Genomic DNA, 21,206 nt, shown 5'->3' with positions numbered 1-21,206 from the left:
TTAGTTGCTCATCGTGTCTTCGAGCTCTTTCAGCTCTTTCGTGCGTTTGTCGGTGATGTTGGCGAGGCACCCGGCGACCAGCATCGGCTCCATCGTGCCGCCGCGGGCCTGGAAACCGAAGGCGTCGCACTCGGCGTCTCGATAATCGATCCAGGCGCGCTGCGCCTTGACCAGCGCCTGCTCCGCGCCCTTCATGTCGCCGTCGAGATCCTTGTCGACCGCCGCCAAGGCGGCGCGGGTCTTCTTGTATTGCACATTCAAAGCCTTGTCAGCGGTCTCGTGGCGCGCCGCCTCGCAAGAGGTCATATCGGATTGCGTCTGGGGATTCTGGCAATCGACATCCTGAGCGGAAACGCTACCAGCCATCAGCAGCATCGCCGCCCCGATGAGGCAGATGTTCAAACGCATGCATCCCTCCCGTTAGAGCTTGCCCATCACCAGCTGACGGAAGCCATAGACCTCGCGCTTGCCGGAAAGCGGGATCAGCGTCACCGAGCGCGTCTGTCCCGGCTCGAAGCGCACCGCCGTTCCCGCCGGAATATCCAGTCGCTTGCCATGCGCCGCCGCCCGATCGAAGGAGAGTCCGGCATTGGTCTCGGCGAAATGATAGTGGCTGCCGACCTGCACCGGCCGATCACCGGTGTTGGAAACCTCCATCGTCACCGTCGGTGCGCCGGCATTCAGTTCGATGTCGCCGCTTGCGGCAATGATCTCACCCGGTATCATCTTATCTCCTTAAGCAGCCCTGGGCGCGCAGCCCTCGGCCTTCAGCACACGCTTCGTCGACGCCGGATGTTTGGCGAGCCTATCAGCCGGCCGGATGGGTCTGGCGACGAGATTGCCGCCGCAGTTGGGGCAGACGCCCTTCAGCACGCGATCAACGCAATCGGCGCAGAAGGTGCATTCATAGGTGCAGATCCGTGCCTCCGCGCTCTCCGGCGGCAAATCCTTGTCGCAGCATTCGCAATTGGGCCTGAGCTCGAGCATATCGGTCTCCCTACCGGATCGGTTCGTGTACGGTAACGAGCTTGGTTCCGTCCGGAAAGGTCGCCTCCACCTGCACGTCATGGATCATCTCGGCAATCCCCTCCATTACCTGATCACGGCCGATCACATGAGCGCCGGTCTCCATCAGCTCAGCGACCGGACGACCGTCACGGGCGCCTTCGACGACGAAGTCGCTGATCAGCGCAATCGCTTCCGGGTAGTTCAGCTTGACGCCGCGCTCCAGCCGCCGCCGGGCCACCATCGCTGCCATCGATATCAGCAGCTTGTCTTTTTCTCTCGGAGTGAGGTTCATCTTCTACCTGCTTATTGAACTCATAGATTCCAGACTTTCGGCACGGGCGCACCATTGCGCAAGGCGGAAATGACCGGGATCAGGATTTTTCTCAGCGAAAAGCCGTCGGCTGCCGCAAGACGGACGACGAGCTTGCCGTCCCAGGCGCTCGCACCGCCCATCGCGCCTTCGACGAGCGGCCGCACCTTGCCGAGATAGGCTTCCGCAAGCGGCCCGGCATAAAGCAGCGTCGCAAAAGCCACCTGTCCGCCGAGCACCGCCTGACGCGCCGCCAGAGCGGCCACCCCTTCGGAAAGCCTCAGTTCTTCCGCATGGATCAGCCGACCCGAGCGGCGGATGCGCCAGCGGTCCCGGAAAAGCCCGGTCGTCACCGTCTCGCCCATCGCCTTGCGGCCGAGCAGTATGGCCTCGACGGCCAAAAATTCTGCGCTCTTGTCGAGATCGACATCCAGCCGGCGAAAAAGTGCGGAACGATCAAAGAGGATCGTTTCCTGCGGCAGCCAGTCGACGCGGGCCTGGGCTCCGACATTGATATTGGTCGTCACCTCGGCTGTGCCGGCCGATGCCTTGTAGATCTTCTCGCAGGCCTGAGTGGTGACGTCGATGCGCGTGTCCGCTCCGGCCTCAACGCTCCAATCCATCCGATCGCCGCCGGTCAGTCCACCAGCGGTGTTAATGATGACGGCTTCCATCGAGGCATCGAAGGTATCGGGCAGGCGGATCTTCGCCGCGCCCTCCTGATAGAGCTCACGCAGACGCGTGCGGCCGTCGAGCAGCTTTGCCGCCAGATGCCCGCGTCCTTCCGCTCTTTGCGGTCGCGTGCCTGCCGCCGCAATCATCATAACGTCCCTTTCGGTCGCGCCACCGGTTCGTTCGATTGCGCAGGTGACGGAAAGCAAGCAATTCCCATGCCGTCCTAGGATGCCCGCAACGGACCCGGCAAATTTGAAAGGCGCTGCGCCACCTGCCGAAAAATGCAGCAGTTGCCGATCAGACGGTCAGATGACGGCGGGCCTCCGGCGTATCCAGTGTTTCGGCGAGGCCTTGATGGACGATCTCGCCGCGGTCCATGATGTAGACGTAATCGGCAAGCTCCCGGCAGAAGTCGAGATATTGTTCGACGAGCAGGATCGCCATGCCGGTGGAATCGCGGAGATAACGGATCGCCCGGCCGATATCCTTGATGATCGACGGCTGAATGCCCTCGGTCGGCTCGTCGAGCACGAGAATCCGAGGCCGCGTCACCATAGCGCGGCCGATCGCCAGCTGCTGCTGCTGGCCGCCGGAAAGATCGCCGCCGCGGCGCGACAGCATCGACTTCAGCACCGGGAAGAGGCTGAAGATGTCATCGGGGATATTCCGGTCGCGACGGCCGAGCGGGGCGAAGCCGGTTTCGAGATTTTCCTTGACCGTCAGCAGCGGGAAAATCTCCCGCCCCTGCGGCACATAGCCGATGCCCTGCTTGGCGCGGGCAAAGGGCGGCAGGCCGTTCAGCCTGGTATCGTTGAAGGTGACGGTGCCGGCCGACAGCGGATGCTGGCCGGTCACGGCGCGCAGAAGCGAACTCTTACCGACGCCGTTGCGCCCCAGCACGCAGGTGATCTTGCCCATCTCCGCCTTGATGGAGATGCCGCGCAGTGCCTGCGCCGCGCCATAATGCAGATTCGCGTTGTCGACTGTCAGCATCCGTTCACCCATTCCCCATCAGTTCATCAGCGTCCGCCTCAGCATCTGCAGGGCGTACTCCTGTTCCTTCGTTTTCTCGCCGCCGGCAACGGCCACTTCCTCGGCAATGCCGATCAACTGCTGACGCTCTTGCATATCGAGCGCCTTCATCCAGAGATCCCGGAACCGGCGGATCGGGTCTTCGGGACTGGTGACGTTCTTGGACGCCCAATCGGCGAAAACCAGCACCTCCTCCATATCGCCCGGCCGAATGATGCCTTTCATGCGGCTGCGGACCACATCCTTCGCAGCGTCGAGATACATCGGCTTCTCCTTGGCGAGGCAGAAGAAGAAGGCCACTGCCGCAATCGCCGGATCGGCGATCGAGGCCAGCGGCGCTGCCTCCGCCTGCTTGCGCAACTTTTCACGCTTATAGGCGCCCCGCATCCGCTCGACGGAATCGATGATCTCGCTTCCCGCCTCACGCACCATCTTAAAACGCCAATACCAGATGACCGCGCCGCTGACCGCCGCGACCAGAATACCGAGAAAAGCCATGATGAAACCCCACAAAAAACCCCGCCCGTTTTAGAGCGTTTTCTTTTGTCAGGTTCAAGCCTCTAAGTTGCATGGATCACCGGCCCAAATAGTTCTCGATAACCTTCGGATCCGAGCTGACGAAATCGATCGATCCCTCAGCCAGCACCGAGCCTTCCGCAAGGCACGTCACCTTGACGCCGAGGTCGCGGATGAAGCCCATGTCGTGCTCGACGACGACCACCGAGCGGGTCCGGGCGATGTCCTTGAGCAGGATTGCTGTTTCCGCCGTTTCGGCATCTGTCATGCCAGCAACCGGTTCGTCGACCAGCAGCAGCTTCGGCTCCTGCGCCAACAGCATGCCGATCTCCAGCCATTGCTTCTGCCCATGCGAGAGGTTGGCGGCGAATTCGTCGCGCCGATGCGTCAGCCGCACCGTTTCGAGGATCTCTTCGATGCGTGCTTTGTCCTCGCCCGAAAGGCGATAGAACAGCGTCGAGAACACGCCGCGGCGGCGGTTCAGCGCCAGTTCCAGATTGTCCCATACTGTGTGGCTTTCGAAGACCGTCGGCTTCTGGAATTTGCGGCCGATGCCGAGCTCGGCAATATCCGCCTCGTCCTTTTTGGTGAGGTCGATTGTGCCGTTGAAAAACACCTCGCCCTCATCGGGCCTGGTCTTGCCGGTGATGATATCCATCATCGTCGTCTTGCCGGCCCCGTTCGGGCCGATGATGGCGCGCAGTTCACCGGGCTCGATGACGATCGACAGCGAATTCAGCGCCTTGAAGCCGTCGAAGGAAACCGAGACGCCGTTGAGGTAAAGCACGCTGTTGGGTTTGACGTCGGGGATCATGGCGCTCACTCCGCGGCCTGGATTTTCGGTTCGATGACGTCTTCCTGCGCCACCGGTGGGGCAGCCTTGGAGACGGCTTTCCGCCTGCCGAGATATTGAGCGATCGTGCCGACGACACCTTTCGGCAGAAACAGCGTGACGGCGACGAAAAGACCACCGAGCGCAAACAGCCAGAACTCCGGGAAGAGGCCGGTGAAGATCGTCTTGCCGCCGTTGACGAGGATCGCGCCGATGATCGGTCCGATCAGCGTCGCCCGCCCGCCGACCGCCGTCCAGATGACCACTTCGATCGAGTTGGCGGGGGCGAATTCGCCGGGATTGATGATGCCGACCTGTGGCACATAGAGCGCGCCGGCAATGCCCGCCATCATCGCCGAGACGACGAAAGTGAAGAGCTTGAAGTGTTCGACGCGGTAACCGAGGAAGCGCGTGCGGCTTTCGGCATCGCGCACCCCGACCAGCACCTTGCCGAACTTCGAGCGCACGATCGCTGAGGCAAGCAGCAGCGACAGCGCCAGCAAGACCGCGGTTGCCGCAAAGAGGGCTGCACGCGTGCCGTCAGCCTGGACGTTGAAGCCGATAATATCCTTGAAATCGGTCAGGCCGTTATTGCCGCCGAAGCCCATGTCGTTGCGGAAAAAAGCCAGCAGCAGCGCGTAGGTCATCGCCTGGGTGATGATCGAGAGATAGACGCCATTGACGCGTGAGCGGAAGGCGAACCAGCCGAAGACAAAGGCGAGCAGGCCGGGCACGACGAGCACCATCAGCGCCGCAAACCAGAAATGGTTGAAGCCGTACCAGAACCAGGGCAGATCCTTCCAATTCAGGAACACCATGAAATCGGGCAGGATGGGGTCGCCGTAGCTGCCGCGCGTGCCGATCTGGCGCATCAGATACATGCCCATCGCATAACCGCCAAGCGCAAAGAAGGCGCCGTGGCCGAGCGAGAGAATGCCGCAGAAGCCCCAGACGAGATCGAGCGCCAGCGCCAGCATCGCATAGGTCAGATACTTGCCGAACAGCGACATGATGTAGGTCGGCACATGCAGCGGATTGGTCGGCCCGGTCATCAGGTTGAGGACCGGCACGAGAGCGGCGACCAGAAGCAGCAGCGCGATGGCAATGACGATCTTGCGATCCAGTGACCGGAGAAGGAAGGCCGTTATCATGCTTCCACCGCCCTTCCTTTGAGTGCGAAGAGCCCGCGCGGACGCTTCTGGATGAAAAGAATGATGAGGACGAGCACCAGGATCTTGCCGAGCACGGCACCGGCGAAGGGCTCGAGGAACTTGTTGACGACGCCGAGCGAGAGCGCGCCGACGAGCGTGCCCCAGAGATTGCCGACACCGCCGAAGACGACGACCATGAAGCTGTCGATGATGTAGGATTGGCCGAGGTTCGGAGAGACGTTGTCGATCTGGCTGAGCGCCACGCCGGCGATACCGGCGATGCCCGAACCGAGAGCGAAGGTGAAGGCATCGACCCAGCCGGTGCGGATGCCCATCGAGGACGCCATGCGGCGGTTCTGCGTGACGGCGCGCATCTGCAGTCCGAAGGTTGACCGCTTGAGCAGCAGGAGCAGCGTCACGAAGACAACCATCGAAAAGACGATGATCCACAGTCGATTCCAGGTGATCGAGAGCCCGCCGAGATCGAAGACGCCGGACATCCAGGTTGGATTGCGGACCTCGCGGTTGGTCGGGCCGAAGATGCTGCGCACGGCCTGCTGCAGGATCAGCGACACGCCCCATGTGGCGAGCAGCGTTTCGAGCGGGCGGCCGTAGAGATAGCGGATGACGGCGCGCTCGATGACCAGGCCGACGAAGCCGGTAAAGACGAAGGCGGCGGGCACGGCAAAGGCAAGTGAATAATCCGCCACGCCCGGGAAGGCCGAGGTGATGTATTCCTGCACGACATAGGTCGTATAGGCCCCGATCATCACCATCTCGCCATGTGCCATGTTGATGACGCCCATGACGCCGAAGGTGATGGCAAGGCCGATCGCCGCAAGCAGCAGCACCGAGCCGAGCGACAAGCCGTACCAGACGTTCTGGGCGACATCCCACAACGCCAGGCTGCGATTGATGGTGCTGATATTGGCCTGGATCGCCGGCTTCAAATCGTCAGGCGCGGTTTCGAGCGTAGTCGTGAGGATGGTCAGCGCATCACGATTGCCGCGAGCCGCGATCGTATCGATCGCAGCCTTCTTGTCTTCGACGCTCGCATCGGTCTTCAGCAGCAGCACTGCGCGCGCCGCTTCCATCGTATTCTTGATCTCGGCGTCCTTTTCAGCCGCAAGCGCCGCGTTCAGCAGGTCGAGATTGGCGGGATCGGCATCTTTCAGCAGGCCCTGTGCCGCGGCGAGCCGCGCCGAGCGGTCCGGGCTCATCAGCGTCAGCTGGCTGGTGGCGGCGCCGATGACGCCGCGAAGCGCATTGTTGATCTTGACCTTGATCATCATGTCAGGGTCGACATCGGCAGCGGCTTCGCCGGTGATTGGATCGGAATAGGTCGGTTCGTCATCGGTGCCGCCCTGGAGGAGCACCGGGCCGCCGTCGGAATTGACGTAGAGAAGGCCCTCGCTCAACTGCTCCAGGATCTGACCGACATGCGGGTCCTTGGAGGCGACCAGCGTCTTGATGGCCGCTTCGCGCTCCGGAAAATCGCCGACGCCGAGCGCATCGATGAGCACGTGGATATCGTCCTCGGCGCGAACTTCGCTCGATGTTGGCAGGCCGGGAACCGCGAGGCCGATAAATGTCAGGCCCGAGAATGTCAGGCAGAGCGTGATGAGGAAAATCTTTATGGCGCGATACATCGGCTTTCTCGCCCTTGATAGTGTTGGCCTCGCGGCACAATCGCTGGGACGGAGCTTCCGCCCGGTGTTGAACCGGACGGAAGTCTTCAGGCAATCATCTGATCGGGGTCGTACTCAGGAACCCTTGCCGCCGCACTTGCCGGTGGCAACGTTGAAGTTGCCGCAGGACATCGGCTTGCGCCAATCGGAGATCAGGTCCTTGGAGTCGGGCAGGTAATCCGACCATTCGTCGCCAACAACGGCGGGGGTCTGCTGGACGATTTCGAACTGGCCGTTGGCCTGGATTTCACCGATCAGCACCGGCTTGGTGATGTGGTGGTTCGGCATGACGGTCGCATAACCACCCGAGAGGTTCGGAACGCTGACACCGATGATGGAGTCGAGAACCTTGTCGGTATCGGTCGTGCCGGCAGCCTGGACGGCCTTCACCCATGCGTTGAAGCCGATATAGGCAGCCTCCATCGGATCGTTCGTCACGCGCTTGTCGTTCTTGGTGTAAGCGTGCCAGTCCTTGATGAACTTCTTGTTGGCCGGGCTTTCCACAGACTCGAAATAGTTCCAGGCAGCGAGATGGCCGACGAGCGGCTTGGTGTCGAGACCGGCAAGCTCTTCTTCGCCGACGGAGAAGGCGACGACGGGAATGTCGGTTGCCTTGATACCCTTGTTGCCCAGTTCCTTGTAGAACGGAACGTTGGCGTCGCCGTTGATCGTCGAGACGACGGCGGTCTTCTTGCCGGCCGAACCGAATTCCTTGATCTTGGAAACTTCGGTCTGCCAGTCGGAAAAACCGAACGGCGTGTAGTTGGTCATGATGTCTTCTTTCGGAATACCCTTCGAAATCAGGTATGCCTCGAGAATCTTGTTGGTCGTGCGCGGATAAACGTAGTCGGTCCCTTCAAGAACGAAGCGCTTGACGCCTTCTTTTTCCATCAGGTAGTCGACGGCCGGAATGGCCTGCTGGTTCGGAGCAGCACCGGTGTAGAAGATGTTGCGCGAGGATTCTTCGCCCTCATACTGCACGGGGTAGAAGAGCAGCGAATTCAGCTCTTCGAAAACCGGCAGAACGGACTTGCGCGACGAGGACGTCCAGCAACCGAAGACAGCGGCAACCTTGTCCTTCTGGATCAGTTCGCGGGCTTTTTCGGCAAACAGCGGCCAGTCGGAAGCCGGATCGACAACAACCGCCTCGAGCTTCTTGCCAAGAAGGCCGCCCTTTTTGTTCTGCTCGTCGATGAGCATCAACATGGCGTCTTTCAGGGTGGTTTCGGAAATCGCCATGGTGCCGGAAAGCGAATGCAGCACGCCGACTTTAATCGTGTCGTCGGCGGCAAGTGCGCCCTGGAAGGCGGCCGATGCCGCCATGACGGCACCGAGCGCAGCGCCGGTGATCGTGGATCTGAGATTCATCTGGTTGAGCCCCTCTTCTTGTTCCGCAACAGGCCGGAAACGGAATTTAACTGTTGCCGAGGGGACTATCGGGTGCTGCATCACAAAAACACATACGCAAAATGACGTAGGTGCAGGGGGCAAACGAGCAGGCCGGAAAGCCAAGAGCATCCCCGCAGTTGGGAATGCCCTCTCGGTTCGCAAAGAAAATTATCCTTCGATCGTCAGTGTGACTGAGGTCGGACCGTAAGAGAGGCTCGCCTTATGGCCGGAGATGGTGAGCTTGCCGAAGGTGCCGGAAAGGGTGCCGGCCTTCAGGATCTCGATCTTCGTTCCGGTCGCCGGGACAAAACCATCGGCAAGCGTCACGTCGAGATCGCCGGCCAGCGCTGCTTTGCCCTCGATCGCCAGCGTGCCGGCGCCGTTTGCACCGAGCGCCAGTTTCGCCGTCGCATTGGCTGACTGCTGATAGTCCCCGCTTACGGCCAACGGCTTGTCGGCCGCCACGACGAGCGAACCGCCATCGACCATCAGTCCGCCGGAGCCGAAAGCCGAGGACGACCCGGCCACCAGCGCGCCCTCTTCGAGCACGGTGCCGCCGGCATAGCTGTTGGCGCCGGATAGTCCGAGAATGCCGCTGCCGCGCTTCACCAGCTTGCCCTTGCCGCCGATGTCGTTGCGCCAGCTATCGATCGCACTGAAGCCGCCCTTTGCAGCATCCATCGTCACGGTCACATCTTGATCGAAGGCGCCGTAACCGTCGGCGGCGGCAAACAGGTTGAGGCGGCCATAACCTTCCGCGTCGTCGAGGAGCGGATAGCCGGAGGCGATCTCCGTCGTCTTCAACACGTCGCGGCGCTGCTCGCCATCGAGATAGGGCAGACGCGTTTCGAGAAGCGCTTCGGCACCCTCCGGCACGCCGGGCGGCTGATCGGTCGGATGGATCGTCGGCAGGCCGTAGCTCAGGCGCTGCAGCACATAGGCGCGATTGGCGTCATGATCGGCAAAACGGTCTGCGGCGGTCGGCGCCGCATGCGCAGCAACTTCGAGCGCACCCGCGTCGGCAACGCCCGATTTGGCGATGAGCCAGGACTGTGTCTGGGCATAAGCATCGCTCTTCAACCCGGCATTGTCGGCCTTGTTCAGATTGTAGACGACCGTCGCGGTGCCAAGCATGCGGCCGCCCATCACGTCGAGAGGGGAATGCATGCCGGCAAGGATGCGATCCTCACCCAGCTCGCTGGCGCGCGTGATCATTTCCTGGAAGCGTTGCGGCGCGAGATAGGCCATGGCGAGCGCATCCCGCCAGGCTTCCGCCGTATGTCCGCTTGGGAAGCCGCCGTCCTCGACCGGCTTGCCGCTCTTGGCAGGCTCAAGCGTCGGGACGACCGAAACGTCCTGGCTCCAGCGGTAGGGACGGCCATATTTGAAGTAGCGCTTGGCGGGCTCCGTCGAGCCGTCACCGCTGGCGGCGTTGATGAAGTCGATTGCGAGGCCCATGTCCGGATTGGCATCGGTCTTGTTTTCGGTGTCCGGCTTGCTGCCGGCGCCGCGATTGTTGCCCTTGTCGTCATATTTGACGGTCGTCGCATCGGCGGCCACCGCGGTGATCGTGGTGGTCTGCTTGGAGCCGGCCTTCCAGGCGTCGGTCAGCGGACCAAGGCCATCGACGATGCTGGCATTCTTGCCCCGCCGGTCGTCGAGATAGGCGGCCACGGCCTGATCGGCCGTCCGCGCCTTGGTCACCTTGACGACATAGGCGATGTTCGCATCATGGACGAGTTTGTTGATGACCTGACCATCGGTCTTGCTGAGCGGAATGCCATCCCAATCCGTCTTGGCAACCGCCGGGCAATTGTCCTTGGCCGGCGCTTCGACGCCCGCATCAACGAAAGGCGTGCGCGGCGTCCAGACTTCGAGGAAACCGGAGAGAAGGTGAACGGCGGCATTGGTGTCCACCGTCGAGAAGCAGGCGTCACCGCGCTTGTTGGTGTTTCCGGTCTCGGCATAAGGCGCGTCTACCGCCGTGGCCTGCTCTGCGACGGCGAGCGACGGCACGATCGAAACGAGGCAGACGAGGGCGGTGCTCAGGCGGAAAAAGCTTGAAACAAACATAGGTGATACCTGAAATGGTTGAAGGAACGGCGGGAGAGTTAGAGGCTTGGTGTGACAGACCGGCTTCAAAAATATGGCGGTTCCGTGAATCTGCCAGTGCTCCGCCCTTGCCTTTCTCACCCATCCCGCCAAAACTGTTTCGAGACGATAGGCCAACCGGAATGCCGGAAGGAAGACATGGCAGCCCGCCAACGCATCATTCCGGTAAGACGCGAATATAATCGCTGGGTCGCCAACCAGACGCTGGAAGATTATGCGCTGCGCTTCACCGCAAAAAGCGCCCGTCATTTCTCCTCGCAGCGCATCGCCCAGACGGCGATCGGCGCGATCTCGTTCCTGGCGCTGGAAGCGATCGGCGGCGCCATCACCCTCTCCTACGGCACCACCAACGCCTTCTATGCCATCATCGTCGCTTCGATCGCCATGCTGGCGATCGGCCTGCCGATCAGCCGATACGCCATCCGCCATGGCGTCGACATCGATCTTCTGACGCGCGGCGCCGGCTTCGGCTACATCGGCTCGACCATCACCTCGCTGATCTATGCGAGCTTCACCTTCATGCTGTTTGCGATCGAGGCCTCGATTATGTCCGGGGCGCTGGAACTCACCCTCGGCATCCCACTCTGGATCGGCTACATCCTCAGCGCCGTCATGGTGATCCCGCTGGTGACGCACGGCGTGCGGCTGATCAGCAAGTTCCAGTTGATGACACAACCCTTCTGGATCGTGCTGAACATTCTGCCCTTCATCTTCATCGCCTTCATGGACTGGCAGAAATTCGATCTCTGGCGCGCCTTTGCCGGCATCCATCATGCCTCAGGGCCGCCCGGCACCGTCGCCGATTTCGATCTGGTGGAGTTCGGCGCCGCCTCCGCCGTCATCCTCGCCCTGATGTCACAGATCGGCGAACAGGCCGACTTCCTGCGCTTCCTGCCGCCGGAGCCGCGGCGCAAGTGGCGCCATCGCCTCGCTGTCTTTCTCGCCGGCCCCGGCTGGGTCGTCATCGGCGCGCCGAAGCTGCTTGCGGGATCGTTCCTGGTCGTGCTGACCCTGGCCTCGGGCGTGCCAGTCGATCGCGCCGCCGACCCGGCGCAGATGTATCTGACCGCTTTCGGCTACATGGTCCCCTGGCAGAATGCCGCGCTGTTGCTAATGGCCGCCTTCGTCGTCGTCTCGCAGCTGAAGATCAACGTGATGAATGCCTATGCCGGCTCGCTCGCCTGGTCGAACTTTTTCTCGCGGCTGACCCACAGCCATCCCGGCCGCGTCATCTGGCTGGTCTTCAACGTCGCGATTGCCCTGCTTTTGATGGAACTTGGCATCTACCGGCTGCTGGAGGAGACGCTCGGCATTTTCTCGATCATCGCCATGGCCTGGCTCTGCACGATCTCCGCCGATCTCTTCATCAACAAGCCGCTTGGCCTCGCGCCGCCCGGCATCGAGTTCAAACGCGCCCATCTCTACGACATCAACCCGGTCGGGCTCGGCGCCATGACGCTGTCGGCGACAGTATCGCTGATTGCCCATTTCGGCGCCTTCGGCGCGACGGCCGCCTCGCTCGCTCCCTATATCACCCTCGTTATCGCGCTCATCGCCTCTCCCGCGCTCGCCTGGGCGACGGAAGGCAGGTTCTACCTCGCCCGCAAGCCGCGCCACAGCTGGAAGAACCTGACGAGCATCACCTGCTCCGTCTGCGAGCATCCTTTCGAGCCGGAGGATATGGCCTGGTGCCCGGCCTATGCCGCGCCGATCTGTTCGCTCTGCTGCTCGCTCGACAGCCGCTGCCACGACATGTGCAAGCCTGCCGCCCGTCTCAACGCCCAGGTCGGCACCGTCGCCAAGGCGCTGCTGCCGGAAACCGTGCTTGGCAAGCTGACGACGCGCCTCGGCCGCTACGGCATCGCCGTCGTGCTGGCCTTGACCGCCATCGGCGCGATCCTGGCGATGATCGCTCATCAGGTCGCCGCCGCCTCGCCCGAGACGGCTGAGGTCGTCAACCGCACCATCCTGATCGTCTTCTTCGTCTTCTCGGTGATTTCAGGCGTCGTCTGCTGGTTCTATGTGCTCGCCCATGACAGCCGCGTCGTCGCCGAGGAGGAATCCTCGCGCCAAAACACGCTGCTGCTCAAGGAGATCGCCGCCCACAAGAAGACCGATACCGCCTTGCAGAGCGCCAAGGAGACAGCCGAGGCGGCCAACCGCGCCAAGAGCCGCTATGTCGTCGGGTTGAGCCACGAACTGCGCACGCCGTTGAACGCCGTGCTCGGCTATGCCCAGATCCTCGAGCGCGACGAAACCATCCCGGCGCCGCGCCAATCCTCGATCAAGGTCATCCGCCGCAGTGCCGAGCATCTCTCCGGCCTGATCGACGGGCTGCTCGATATTTCCAAGATCGAGGCGGGCCGGCTGCAGGTCTATTCCAACGAGATCAACATCCAGGATTTCCTCGACCAGATCGTCGACATGTTCCGCCCGCAGGCGCAGGCAAAAGGGCTTGCCTTCATCCACGACCGCGCGCCGGCCTTGCCGCAATTTGTCCGCACCGACGAAAAGCGGTTGCGCCAGATCCTCGTCAACCTGCTCTCCAATGCCATCAAATTTACCGACGAAGGCAGCGTCACCTTCGATGTCGCTTATCGCAACCAGGTTGCGACCTTCACCGTCACCGATACCGGCCGCGGCATCGCTGAAAAGGATCTGACGCGCATCTACGAACCCTTCCAGCGCGGCGAGGCCGAAAGCGTGCGGCCGATGCCCGGCCTCGGCCTCGGCCTAACCATCACCCGGCTTCTAACCAACACGCTCGGCGGCGAGATTGCGGTCTCGAGCATCAAGGACGAGGGCTCGACGTTCCGCGTCCGCCTCATGCTGTCGGCGGTCATGCGCGCCGTGGCCGCCGCGCCCCAGGAAAAGCGCATCGCCGGATATGATGGCCCGCGCCGCACGGTGGTTGTCGTCGACGATAACGAGGATCATCGCGAGATGATGCGCGAAATCCTGGCGCCTCTCGATTTCATCGTTCTGACGGCGGCGGGCGGCGCCGAATGCCTGACGCTGATCGAAGGCATCTTGCCTGATCTTTTCCTCGTCGATATCCTGATGCCCGGCATGAACGGCTGGCAGCTCGTCTCGCGTCTGCGCGAGGCCGGCCAGACGGCACCGATGCTGATGCTTTCGGCCAATATCGGTGATGCCGCCGTACTCAGCGACAGCGACGACAGCCACAATGATGCGATCGGCAAACCGGTCGACATCCGCCAGCTGCGCGACAAGCTGGCATTGCATCTTGGCCTGAAATGGGTCTATGCCGACGCAGCAGCAGCCGTTCCTGTGAAGACCGAAGCGCCGATGCTGAGCCCGGGTGCCGCCCATGTGCAGGAATTGCTGCGGCTCGGCGAAATCGGCTATATCAGAGGCATCGAGGCCAAGCTTTCGGATCTTGCCAAGGTGGAAGAAAATCAGCCATTCACCGAGAAACTCTACGCCTATGTCGCCGTCTTCGATCTCGCCGGCTTCATGACCTTCCTGCATGACTTCGACGAAAAGGTGGAACCCATTGGCTGAGCCGGCCCTGCCCCGCGACATCGTTCTGCTCGTCGACGACTCGCCCGAAGCGCTCGGCTTCCTGACCGACGCGCTCGAACAATCTGGCTTCTCCGTGCTAATCGCCACATCGGGCGCGGCGGCACTTGGCATCGTCGAGCGCATCACGCCCGATCTCATCCTGCTCGACGCCGTCATGCCCGCCATGGATGGCTTCGAGACCTGCCGCAGGCTGAAGGCGAATGCGGCGGTGGCGCAGGTGCCCGTCATTTTCATGACCGGCCTGACCGAGACCGAGCATGTCGTGCACGCGCTGGAATCCGGCGGCGTAGACTATCTTGCCAAGCCGATCAATATCGACGAGTTGCGCGCCCGCATCCGTGTGCATCTGCGCAATGCCCGCTCGGCGCAGAGCGCCCGGGTTGCACTCGACGCCGCCGGCCGCCATCTGCTGGCGGTCAAGGGCGATGGGGCAATCCATTGGTCGACGCCGCAGGCAACACGGCTGGTCAATGCCGCCATGGGCAGCGACGAGGGCATGGAAATCGTCGTCCGCCATATCGCCGGCTGGATGCGCGACCGCGCGGCCGCAGTGCGCGACGGCATCATCTCGATCGCCCATGCCGGCCAGGCGGCGCTGCAGCTTGCTTTTCTCGGCGCGATCGGCCCGGACGAATATCTTTTCCGCCTCACCGCCGCCAATCAGCGCAGCGACGACGAGATGCTGCGCCAGCGCTTCTCGCTCACCCAGCGCGAATCCGAAGTGCTGCTCTGGATCGCCAAGGGCAAGGCCAACCGCGACATCGGCGAAATATTGGGACTGTCGGCACGCACCGTCAACAAACACCTTGAACAGATCTACGTGAAACTCGGCGTCGAGAACCGGGCGTCAGCTGCGGTAAAAGCCACACACGTGCTGCACGAGATCTGAGCAAAGTCGGGCGGCACAGCGCCCTCGCCGCGGCAGCCCGAAATTGAAACCTCCGCAAAACAAAGAAGCCCGGTCGAAACCGGGCTTCAATCTCATGTCCCAAAAAGGGAAGGCAAGCTTACATGCCCTGCGGCACGTAGGTGTACTTGCCGTCTGCGCCCTTCTTCCATTCGTACATGATGTACCCAGGAATCTTCGGGTCACCCTTTTCGTCGAACGAAATGTCGCCGAGAACCGTCGTGAACGGACCCTTTTCCTTCATGGCCGTGGCAACGGCTTCAGGATCGACCGAACCGGCAGCCTTGGCGGCACCGGCGATCGCCTGCATCGCAGCGTAGGAATAGAGCGTGTAGGCTTCCGGGTTGAAACCGGCAGCCCTGAACTTTTCGACGAGTTCCTTGTTGGCCGGGTTCAGTGTCGGATCAGGACCGAAGGTGTTCAGCGTACCGGCAACGGCGTCGCCAGCGATCGAAGCCAGTTCGTTCGAAACGATACCGTCGCCCGAAACCAGCGTTGCCTTCAGGCCCTGATCGGCGGCCTGACGAATGATGAGACCGGCTTCGGTGTGCAGACCGCCCCAATAGATGATCGAGACGCCGGCTTCCTTCATCTTGGCGATGAGGGCCGAGAAGTCCTTATCGCCGACGTTGATGCCTTCATACATGACTTCCGTCACACCGGCGGCATTCATCGCCTTCTTGGTTTCATCGGCAAGACCCTGACCGTAAGGTGTCTTGTCGTGAACGACCGCGATCTTGGCGTCCTTGAAGTGATCGGCAAGATACTTGCCGGCGATGGCGCCCTGCTGGTCGTCACGGCCGCAGGTACGGAAAGTGTTCCAGAGACCGCGTTCCGTAAACTTAGGGTTCGTAGCGGCCGGGGTGATTTCGAGGATGCCGTTTTCGGCATAGACTTCCGAAGCCGGGATCGAAACGCCCGAGTTGAAGTGGCCGATGACGAACTTGACACCGTCGGCAACGAATTTATTGGCGACCGAAATGCCCTGCTTCGGGTCGGAGACGTCGTCGCCGAGCTCGAGCTTGATCTGCTCGCCATTGATGCCGCCAGCAGCGTTGATATCGGCGGCCGCCTGCTCGGCGCCCTTCTGGAGCTGAGCACCGAACGCAGCGTTCGGGCCGGTCAGCGGACCAGCGACAGCGATGAGAACGTCGGCCCATGCGTTGCCGCTGAAGGCGACCATCGCCGTCAGAGCCACCGCCGACAGAAGAGACTTCTTCATATTGTTACTCCCAATTTTTGGGCGGGTTCCGGTCCAAGGCCCAGCGCACTACCCACCATTGACTGCGCCAGGAAAGCTGTTCCACTCTGAAGGCAATTCATGCCTAGTTTCAACGGACTGTCAATGTTTGTCCTTCCACGAAAACGCGGAAGTTTTTTCGTACAGCCAGTAATAGTTGTTGACCATCTGATTGGTGCGGCGAAAGCGGAAGCCGGCGGTCGAGAAGACCAGCAGCGTCACGAAATCGATGCCGTAGAAGAGAGCGCTGAGCATCGGCCCATCGAACAGGGCGTGGTGCAGGAACTGCATCGCCCAGGCGAGCAGGAAAGTGTAGACGACAGTCAGCGGGTAGTTGTTCCAGCCTTCGGCAACCGCCTTGCCGGCGCGCCAGGCCGTCCAGAAGCCGATCAGCACGACGATCGCGCGGATGATCAAGCGGGCACCGGTATCGCTTTCGAAGAAAAGTCCCTGCATGTCAAACTCCCTTCGAGCTAGTGTCTTCCGCCTTCGAGATAGGCGGCACGGACTTCAGGATTGGCGAGCAGCTCCTTGCCGGAGCCGCTCATCGTCACCTTGCCGTTCACCATCACGTAAGCGCGGTGCGAAAGCCTCAGCGCAGCAAATGCGTTCTGCTCGACGAGGAAAACGGTGAGACCTTCCTGTTCATTAAGCTTGCGGATCGCCTCGAAGATGCCCTTGACGATCAGCGGCGCAAGACCAAGAGATGGTTCGTCGAGAAGCAGCAGCTTCGGGCGCGCCATCAGCGCGCGGCCGATCGACAGCATCTGCTGCTCGCCGCCCGAAAGCGTGCCGCCGCGCTGGGCGTGGCGTTCTTTCAGGCGCGGGAAGAGCGTGAAGATCTTCTCGACGTCCTCGGCGAAGTATTTGAGATTATCGAGGCCTGCGCCCATCTGAAGATTTTCCAGAACCGTCATCCGCGGGAAGATGCGGCGTCCCTCAGGCGACTGCGCGATGCGCAGGCGGGCGATTTCGTGGGTCGGCATGTGTGTGATGTCGCGACCCTCGAAGACGACCGAGCCGGTACGGGCCTGCGGGCTGCCGCAGATCGTCATCATCAGCGTCGACTTGCCGGCGCCGTTGGCACCGATCAGGCTGACGATCTCGCCCTTGTTGACGTGGACATCGATGCCGGCCAGCGCACGGATATTGCCATAATAGGTTTCGACGCCATTCACCTGAAGGAGCGGTTGACCCGTCATTACTTCATCGCCCATCAGTTTGCGCCTCCTTCGAGCTGCTCGACGGTTGCGATCACCTCTTCCACTTCTTCATCTTCGACACCGAGATAGGCCGCGATGACCTTCGGATCGTTCTTCACGTGATCCGGTGTGCCATCGGAAATCTTCTGGCCGTATTCGAGGACGACGACGTGGTCGGAGATTTCCATGACCACCGACATGTCATGCTCGATGAGCAAGATAGATGTTCCGGTTTCGGCACGGATGCTCTGCAGCAGCGCATTGAGGGTCGCCGATTCCCGCGGATTCAGGCCGGCGGCTGGTTCGTCCAGGCAAAGCAGCTCGGGGCCAGTGCACATGGCACGGGCAATCTCGAGACGCCGCTGGGCTCCGTAGGGCAGATCACCTGCCGGATCGTCGGCCCGGTCGATCAAATCGGCCTTCTCCAGCCAATGGCGCGCAAGCTCGATCGATGCGGCCGCCTCCCGCTTGTAGGGACCGATGCCAATGAGGCCGAGGATCGTATAACCCGACGCCTTCATCAGCTTGTTGTGCTGGGCGACGAGCAAGTTTTCGAGAACCGTCAGGCCGGAGAACAGGCGGATGTTCTGGAAGGTGCGCGCCACCTTGGCTTCTTTGGTGATGCGAAAGTCCGGCAGACGCTCCAGCAGATACTGCTTGCCGCTCTTCTGGTTAAGCGTGATCATCCCCATCGTCGGCTTGTAAAAGCCGGTGATGCAGTTGAAGACCGTGGTCTTGCCGGCACCGTTCGGGCCGATCAGCGCAGTGATATCGCCGCGCTTGGCTTCGAAGGAGAAGTCATTGATGGCCATCAGGCCGCCGAACTTCATCGACAGGTGTTCGACCTTGAGAAGCGTGTCGCTCGACATGGTGTTGGTGACGGGGCTCATCAACCATGGCCCTCCTTGATGAAGCTTCCGGAAATTGCCTTGCGCGCCTTGAGGAAGGCGGTCGGTTCACGCGAACCGACGAAACCGCGCGGCTTGAACAGCATAACCACGACCATGGCGAGGCCGAAGATCAGCATACGATACAATTCCGGCGTGAAGGTCGGCCCGAAAACTACTTTCAGGAAGTCCATTTCGCGCAGCAACTCGGTGCCGCCGACCATGACGATTGCGGCGATCGCAATCCCGGTCAGAGAACCCATGCCGCCGAGGACCACGATGGCGAGGATCACAGCCGATTCCAAGAAGACGAAAGATTCCGGCGAAACGAAACCCTGACGGGCAGCAAAGAAGGAGCCGGCGAAACCGGCAAACATCGCTCCCGTCGCAAAGGCCGTGAGCTTGGTCGTCACCGTATTGATGCCGAGCGAGCGGCAGGCGATCTCGTCTTCGCGCAGCGCTTCCCAGGCGCGCCCAATCGGCATGCGGCGCAGCTGGATGGTCACGTAGGCGGTCAGCATGCAGAGCGCCAGGATGAGGTAAAAAAGGAAGATCTTGTAGTAAGCCGAGGACATCGACAGGTGAAAGAGCTTGGCGAAGCCGCCGGCCGTCGCGTCGAAGGGAATGCCGAACAGCGTCACCTTGGGAATGCTCGAGATACCGAAAGTCCCCTTGGTGACATCCGTCCAGTTGATAAGCACGAGGCGGATGATTTCGCCGAATGCGAGCGTCACGATGGCGAGGTAGTCGCCGCGGAGACGCAGCACCGGAAAGCCGAGAATAACGCCCCAAAGTGCGGCGAAAATGCCGGAGAGCGGGAGGAGAACCCAGAAGGACAGGCCGAAATGGCTCGAAAGCAGCGCATAGGAATAGGCGCCGACCGCATAGAAAGCGACATAACCGAGATCGAGAAGACCGGCGAGGCCGACGACGATGTTCAGCCCCCAGGCAAGCATCACATAGATCAAGATCTGGATGCCGAAATTGTCGACATATGTCAGCGACCCCTGCGGACCTTTGATCGCTACCACCACCATGGGATAAAGCAGCAGCGCGATCAGCGCGATCTTCAGGAAATGACGGTGGAAGAAGCTCTTCTCGGTTGAGATGGCGAGTTCGCCCTGCCTCGCCTTTGCCAGCTTGCGGCTGTCGAGATGTGGCCGCAGGAAAACCACCGTGGCGAAGCGCCCGATCGCGGCGACAGCGACGAAGACCGCAAGCAGCCCCCAGCGCTGGACGATGATCAACTCATTATTGATGTTCTGGTCGGTCTTGAGGCCGACATAGAGAACGAACATGCCGAACGAAAGGACGGCGGCGAAAAGGGCTTCGGTAAGGCCTTTACGGACAAGTCCGGCATCGGGCTTGCCTGCAGAATTTTCAATGTTTGCCATGACGTTATACCTTCTCGACTTCCGGCCGTCCAAGAATGCCCGTCGGCTTGAAGATCAGCACGAAAGCGAGGATGGCGAAGGTCGCGACATCCTTGTACGCGATGGTGAAATAGGCCGACCACAGCGATTCGATCAGACCGATCATCAGCCCGCCGAGAACGGCACCCGGCAATGAGCCGATGCCGCCGAGAACGGCTGCGGTAAAAGCCTTCACACCCGGCGTGAAGCCGTCGGCGAACGAAGCGACGCCATAATACATCAGATACATCGTGCCGGCGACGGCAGCCAGCGCCGCACCCATGACGAAGGTGATGGAAATCGTCTGGTCGACATTGACGCCGAGCAGCGCCGCCATCTTGCGGTCCTGCTCCGTGGCGCGCTGGGCACGGCCGAGTGCGGTACGATTGACGATGTACCAAAAGACGGCGAGCAGCACGACCGTGATCACGATGATGACGATCTGCTTCAGCGACACCGAGATGTTGCCGAACTGATAGACCGAGCTGATCATCGGCGGGATCGGCTTGTTGCGCGGACCCTGCGTCACCTGGATGAAATTGGACAGTACGATCGACATGCCGATCGCCGTGATCAGCGGCGCCAGGCGGAAGGAACCGCGCAGCGGGCGGTATGCGATCCGCTCGATCGTCCAATTCCACAAACTCGTCATCAGCATCGCAACGACAAGCATCGCCAGCAGCAGAATTGCCACCGGGAGACCTGCAAAGATGGATGTGAGGACGAGAAAGACGATAAGAGCGGCGAAACCACCGAGCATGAAGATATCGCCATGGGCGAAATTGATCATGCCGATAATGCCGTAAACCATCGTATAGCCAATAGCCACAAGGCCATAGATGGATCCGAGCGTCAGCCCATTGAAGAGCTGCTGGACGAAATACTCCATATGTCGTTTTCCCCTGGATGCGAACCACACGGGCTGCATCTCTTTTTGGTTCTTCGGTTCCCCGTTTCAGAGAACCTCATAGGCCGAATGCATACCGGTTTCGGTGGAAATGTGAAGACAAAAAGGATTTACTCCGACAAATTCTTGTCCGAACAGGCCTAAATGGCGCATTTTGAACCAAAATCCACAGAAAATCGGCAAAGAAAGGCCTATTTTTGATCAGAAACCGCCACTGAGTTAACCATTCGGAGATTTGGTCGGCGATTTCCCTTGTCCGCTTGGCGCGTAAGCTATTCCATAGAATTGGAAGATGGCGCAAATTCACACCCGAACTCCCCCAATTTTGCGAATACCATTTCACATCAAGATACTCCTTCTTCGTCTGACAAGGCTAAAAACTTATGGTAGCT

At 61.0% G+C, this 21,206-nt stretch carries 20 protein-coding genes; 2 read left to right on the top strand and 18 right to left on the bottom strand.

Annotated features, from left to right (window positions below):
- From FHX03_RS06780 to FHX03_RS06725, 12 genes are all read right to left on the bottom strand, one after another.
- On the bottom strand, window positions 1-408 hold the full coding sequence (locus tag FHX03_RS06780) for a lysozyme inhibitor LprI family protein (RefSeq protein WP_097629113.1): 408 nt from the start codon (window positions 406-408) through the stop codon (window positions 1-3).
- Window positions 409-420: 12 nt separating this feature from the next.
- Window positions 421-726, bottom strand: a complete 306-nt coding sequence (locus tag FHX03_RS06775) for an urease subunit beta (RefSeq protein ID WP_097629114.1) — start codon at window positions 724-726, stop codon at window positions 421-423.
- Window positions 727-735: 9 nt separating this feature from the next.
- A complete protein-coding gene (locus FHX03_RS06770) occupies window positions 736-987 on the bottom strand; it encodes a DUF1272 domain-containing protein (RefSeq protein WP_097629115.1) in 252 nt (83 codons plus the stop codon).
- A gap of 10 nt (window positions 988-997) precedes the next feature.
- Window positions 998-1,300 (bottom strand): urease subunit gamma, encoded by a 303-nt coding sequence (locus FHX03_RS06765; RefSeq protein ID WP_097621314.1) that lies wholly within the window; start codon window positions 1,298-1,300, stop codon window positions 998-1,000.
- 20 nt (window positions 1,301-1,320) lie between these two features.
- The gene (locus tag FHX03_RS06760) at window positions 1,321-2,142 is read right to left on the bottom strand and encodes an urease accessory protein UreD (protein ID WP_097629116.1); all 822 of its coding nucleotides are present in this window, start codon (window positions 2,140-2,142) and stop codon (window positions 1,321-1,323) included.
- Window positions 2,143-2,290: 148 nt separating this feature from the next.
- Window positions 2,291-2,986 (bottom strand): urea ABC transporter ATP-binding subunit UrtE, encoded by a 696-nt coding sequence (gene urtE / locus FHX03_RS06755; RefSeq protein ID WP_097629196.1) that lies wholly within the window; start codon window positions 2,984-2,986, stop codon window positions 2,291-2,293.
- Window positions 2,987-3,004: 18 nt separating this feature from the next.
- Complete coding sequence (locus FHX03_RS06750; RefSeq protein ID WP_183853037.1) at window positions 3,005-3,523, bottom strand: hypothetical protein; 519 nt, start codon at window positions 3,521-3,523, stop codon at window positions 3,005-3,007.
- Between the two features lie 76 nt (window positions 3,524-3,599).
- Window positions 3,600-4,355 carry an urea ABC transporter ATP-binding protein UrtD gene (urtD, locus tag FHX03_RS06745; RefSeq protein WP_183853035.1) on the bottom strand — a complete coding sequence of 252 codons (756 nt, stop codon included), beginning with the start codon at window positions 4,353-4,355 and terminating at the stop codon, window positions 3,600-3,602.
- Window positions 4,356-4,360: 5 nt separating this feature from the next.
- Window positions 4,361-5,524, bottom strand: coding sequence for an urea ABC transporter permease subunit UrtC (urtC, locus tag FHX03_RS06740; RefSeq protein ID WP_183853034.1), 1,164 nt, complete (start codon window positions 5,522-5,524; stop codon window positions 4,361-4,363).
- Window positions 5,521-7,173 (bottom strand): urea ABC transporter permease subunit UrtB, encoded by a 1,653-nt coding sequence (gene urtB, locus FHX03_RS06735; RefSeq protein WP_183853032.1) that lies wholly within the window; start codon window positions 7,171-7,173, stop codon window positions 5,521-5,523. Before urtB ends, urtC begins: the two co-directional genes overlap by 4 nt.
- A gap of 114 nt (window positions 7,174-7,287) precedes the next feature.
- Complete coding sequence (urtA, locus tag FHX03_RS06730) at window positions 7,288-8,580, bottom strand: urea ABC transporter substrate-binding protein (RefSeq protein WP_054182904.1); 1,293 nt, start codon at window positions 8,578-8,580, stop codon at window positions 7,288-7,290.
- A 189-nt stretch (window positions 8,581-8,769) separates the two neighbouring features.
- Window positions 8,770-10,674 (bottom strand): phosphatase PAP2 family protein, encoded by a 1,905-nt coding sequence (locus FHX03_RS06725; RefSeq protein WP_097629120.1) that lies wholly within the window; start codon window positions 10,672-10,674, stop codon window positions 8,770-8,772.
- Between the two features lie 177 nt (window positions 10,675-10,851).
- On the opposite strand from FHX03_RS06725, the gene FHX03_RS06720 reads away from it, so the two are divergent.
- Together FHX03_RS06720 and FHX03_RS06715 are read left to right on the top strand one after the other, a co-directional pair.
- Window positions 10,852-14,238: an ATP-binding protein gene (locus FHX03_RS06720; RefSeq protein ID WP_183853030.1), complete on the top strand. Its 3,387-nt coding sequence runs from the start codon at window positions 10,852-10,854 to the stop codon at window positions 14,236-14,238.
- A complete protein-coding gene (locus tag FHX03_RS06715) occupies window positions 14,231-15,148 on the top strand; it encodes a DNA-binding response regulator (protein WP_097629122.1) in 918 nt (305 codons plus the stop codon). Before FHX03_RS06720 ends, FHX03_RS06715 begins: the two co-directional genes overlap by 8 nt.
- A 118-nt stretch (window positions 15,149-15,266) precedes the next feature.
- Here FHX03_RS06715 and FHX03_RS06710 read toward each other — a convergent pair whose 3' ends face one another.
- The 6 genes from FHX03_RS06710 to FHX03_RS06685 form a co-directional block, all read right to left on the bottom strand.
- Window positions 15,267-16,388 (bottom strand): branched-chain amino acid ABC transporter substrate-binding protein, encoded by a 1,122-nt coding sequence (locus tag FHX03_RS06710; RefSeq protein WP_183853028.1) that lies wholly within the window; start codon window positions 16,386-16,388, stop codon window positions 15,267-15,269.
- A gap of 120 nt (window positions 16,389-16,508) precedes the next feature.
- Complete coding sequence (locus FHX03_RS06705) at window positions 16,509-16,862, bottom strand: DUF6867 family protein (protein WP_097629124.1); 354 nt, start codon at window positions 16,860-16,862, stop codon at window positions 16,509-16,511.
- A 17-nt stretch (window positions 16,863-16,879) separates the two neighbouring features.
- Window positions 16,880-17,623: an ABC transporter ATP-binding protein gene (locus FHX03_RS06700; RefSeq protein WP_179867178.1), complete on the bottom strand. Its 744-nt coding sequence runs from the start codon at window positions 17,621-17,623 to the stop codon at window positions 16,880-16,882.
- Window positions 17,623-18,498 carry an ABC transporter ATP-binding protein gene (locus FHX03_RS06695; RefSeq protein ID WP_003581862.1) on the bottom strand — a complete coding sequence of 292 codons (876 nt, stop codon included), beginning with the start codon at window positions 18,496-18,498 and terminating at the stop codon, window positions 17,623-17,625. Before FHX03_RS06695 ends, FHX03_RS06700 begins: the two co-directional genes overlap by 1 nt.
- Window positions 18,498-19,889 (bottom strand): high-affinity branched-chain amino acid ABC transporter permease LivM, encoded by a 1,392-nt coding sequence (gene livM, locus FHX03_RS06690; protein WP_097629125.1) that lies wholly within the window; start codon window positions 19,887-19,889, stop codon window positions 18,498-18,500. Before livM ends, FHX03_RS06695 begins: the two co-directional genes overlap by 1 nt.
- Window positions 19,890-19,893: 4 nt before the next feature.
- Complete coding sequence (locus tag FHX03_RS06685) at window positions 19,894-20,796, bottom strand: branched-chain amino acid ABC transporter permease (protein WP_049731672.1); 903 nt, start codon at window positions 20,794-20,796, stop codon at window positions 19,894-19,896.
- Window positions 20,797-21,206 lie beyond the last annotated feature (410 nt).

Origin of the sequence: Rhizobium sp. BK456 (assembly GCF_014194045.1) — a bacterium.
GTDB lineage: Bacteria > Pseudomonadota > Alphaproteobacteria > Rhizobiales > Rhizobiaceae > Rhizobium > Rhizobium redzepovicii.
Note: the sequence above shows the minus strand (reverse complement) of the source record. Positions and strands in the feature narration are given on the sequence as shown.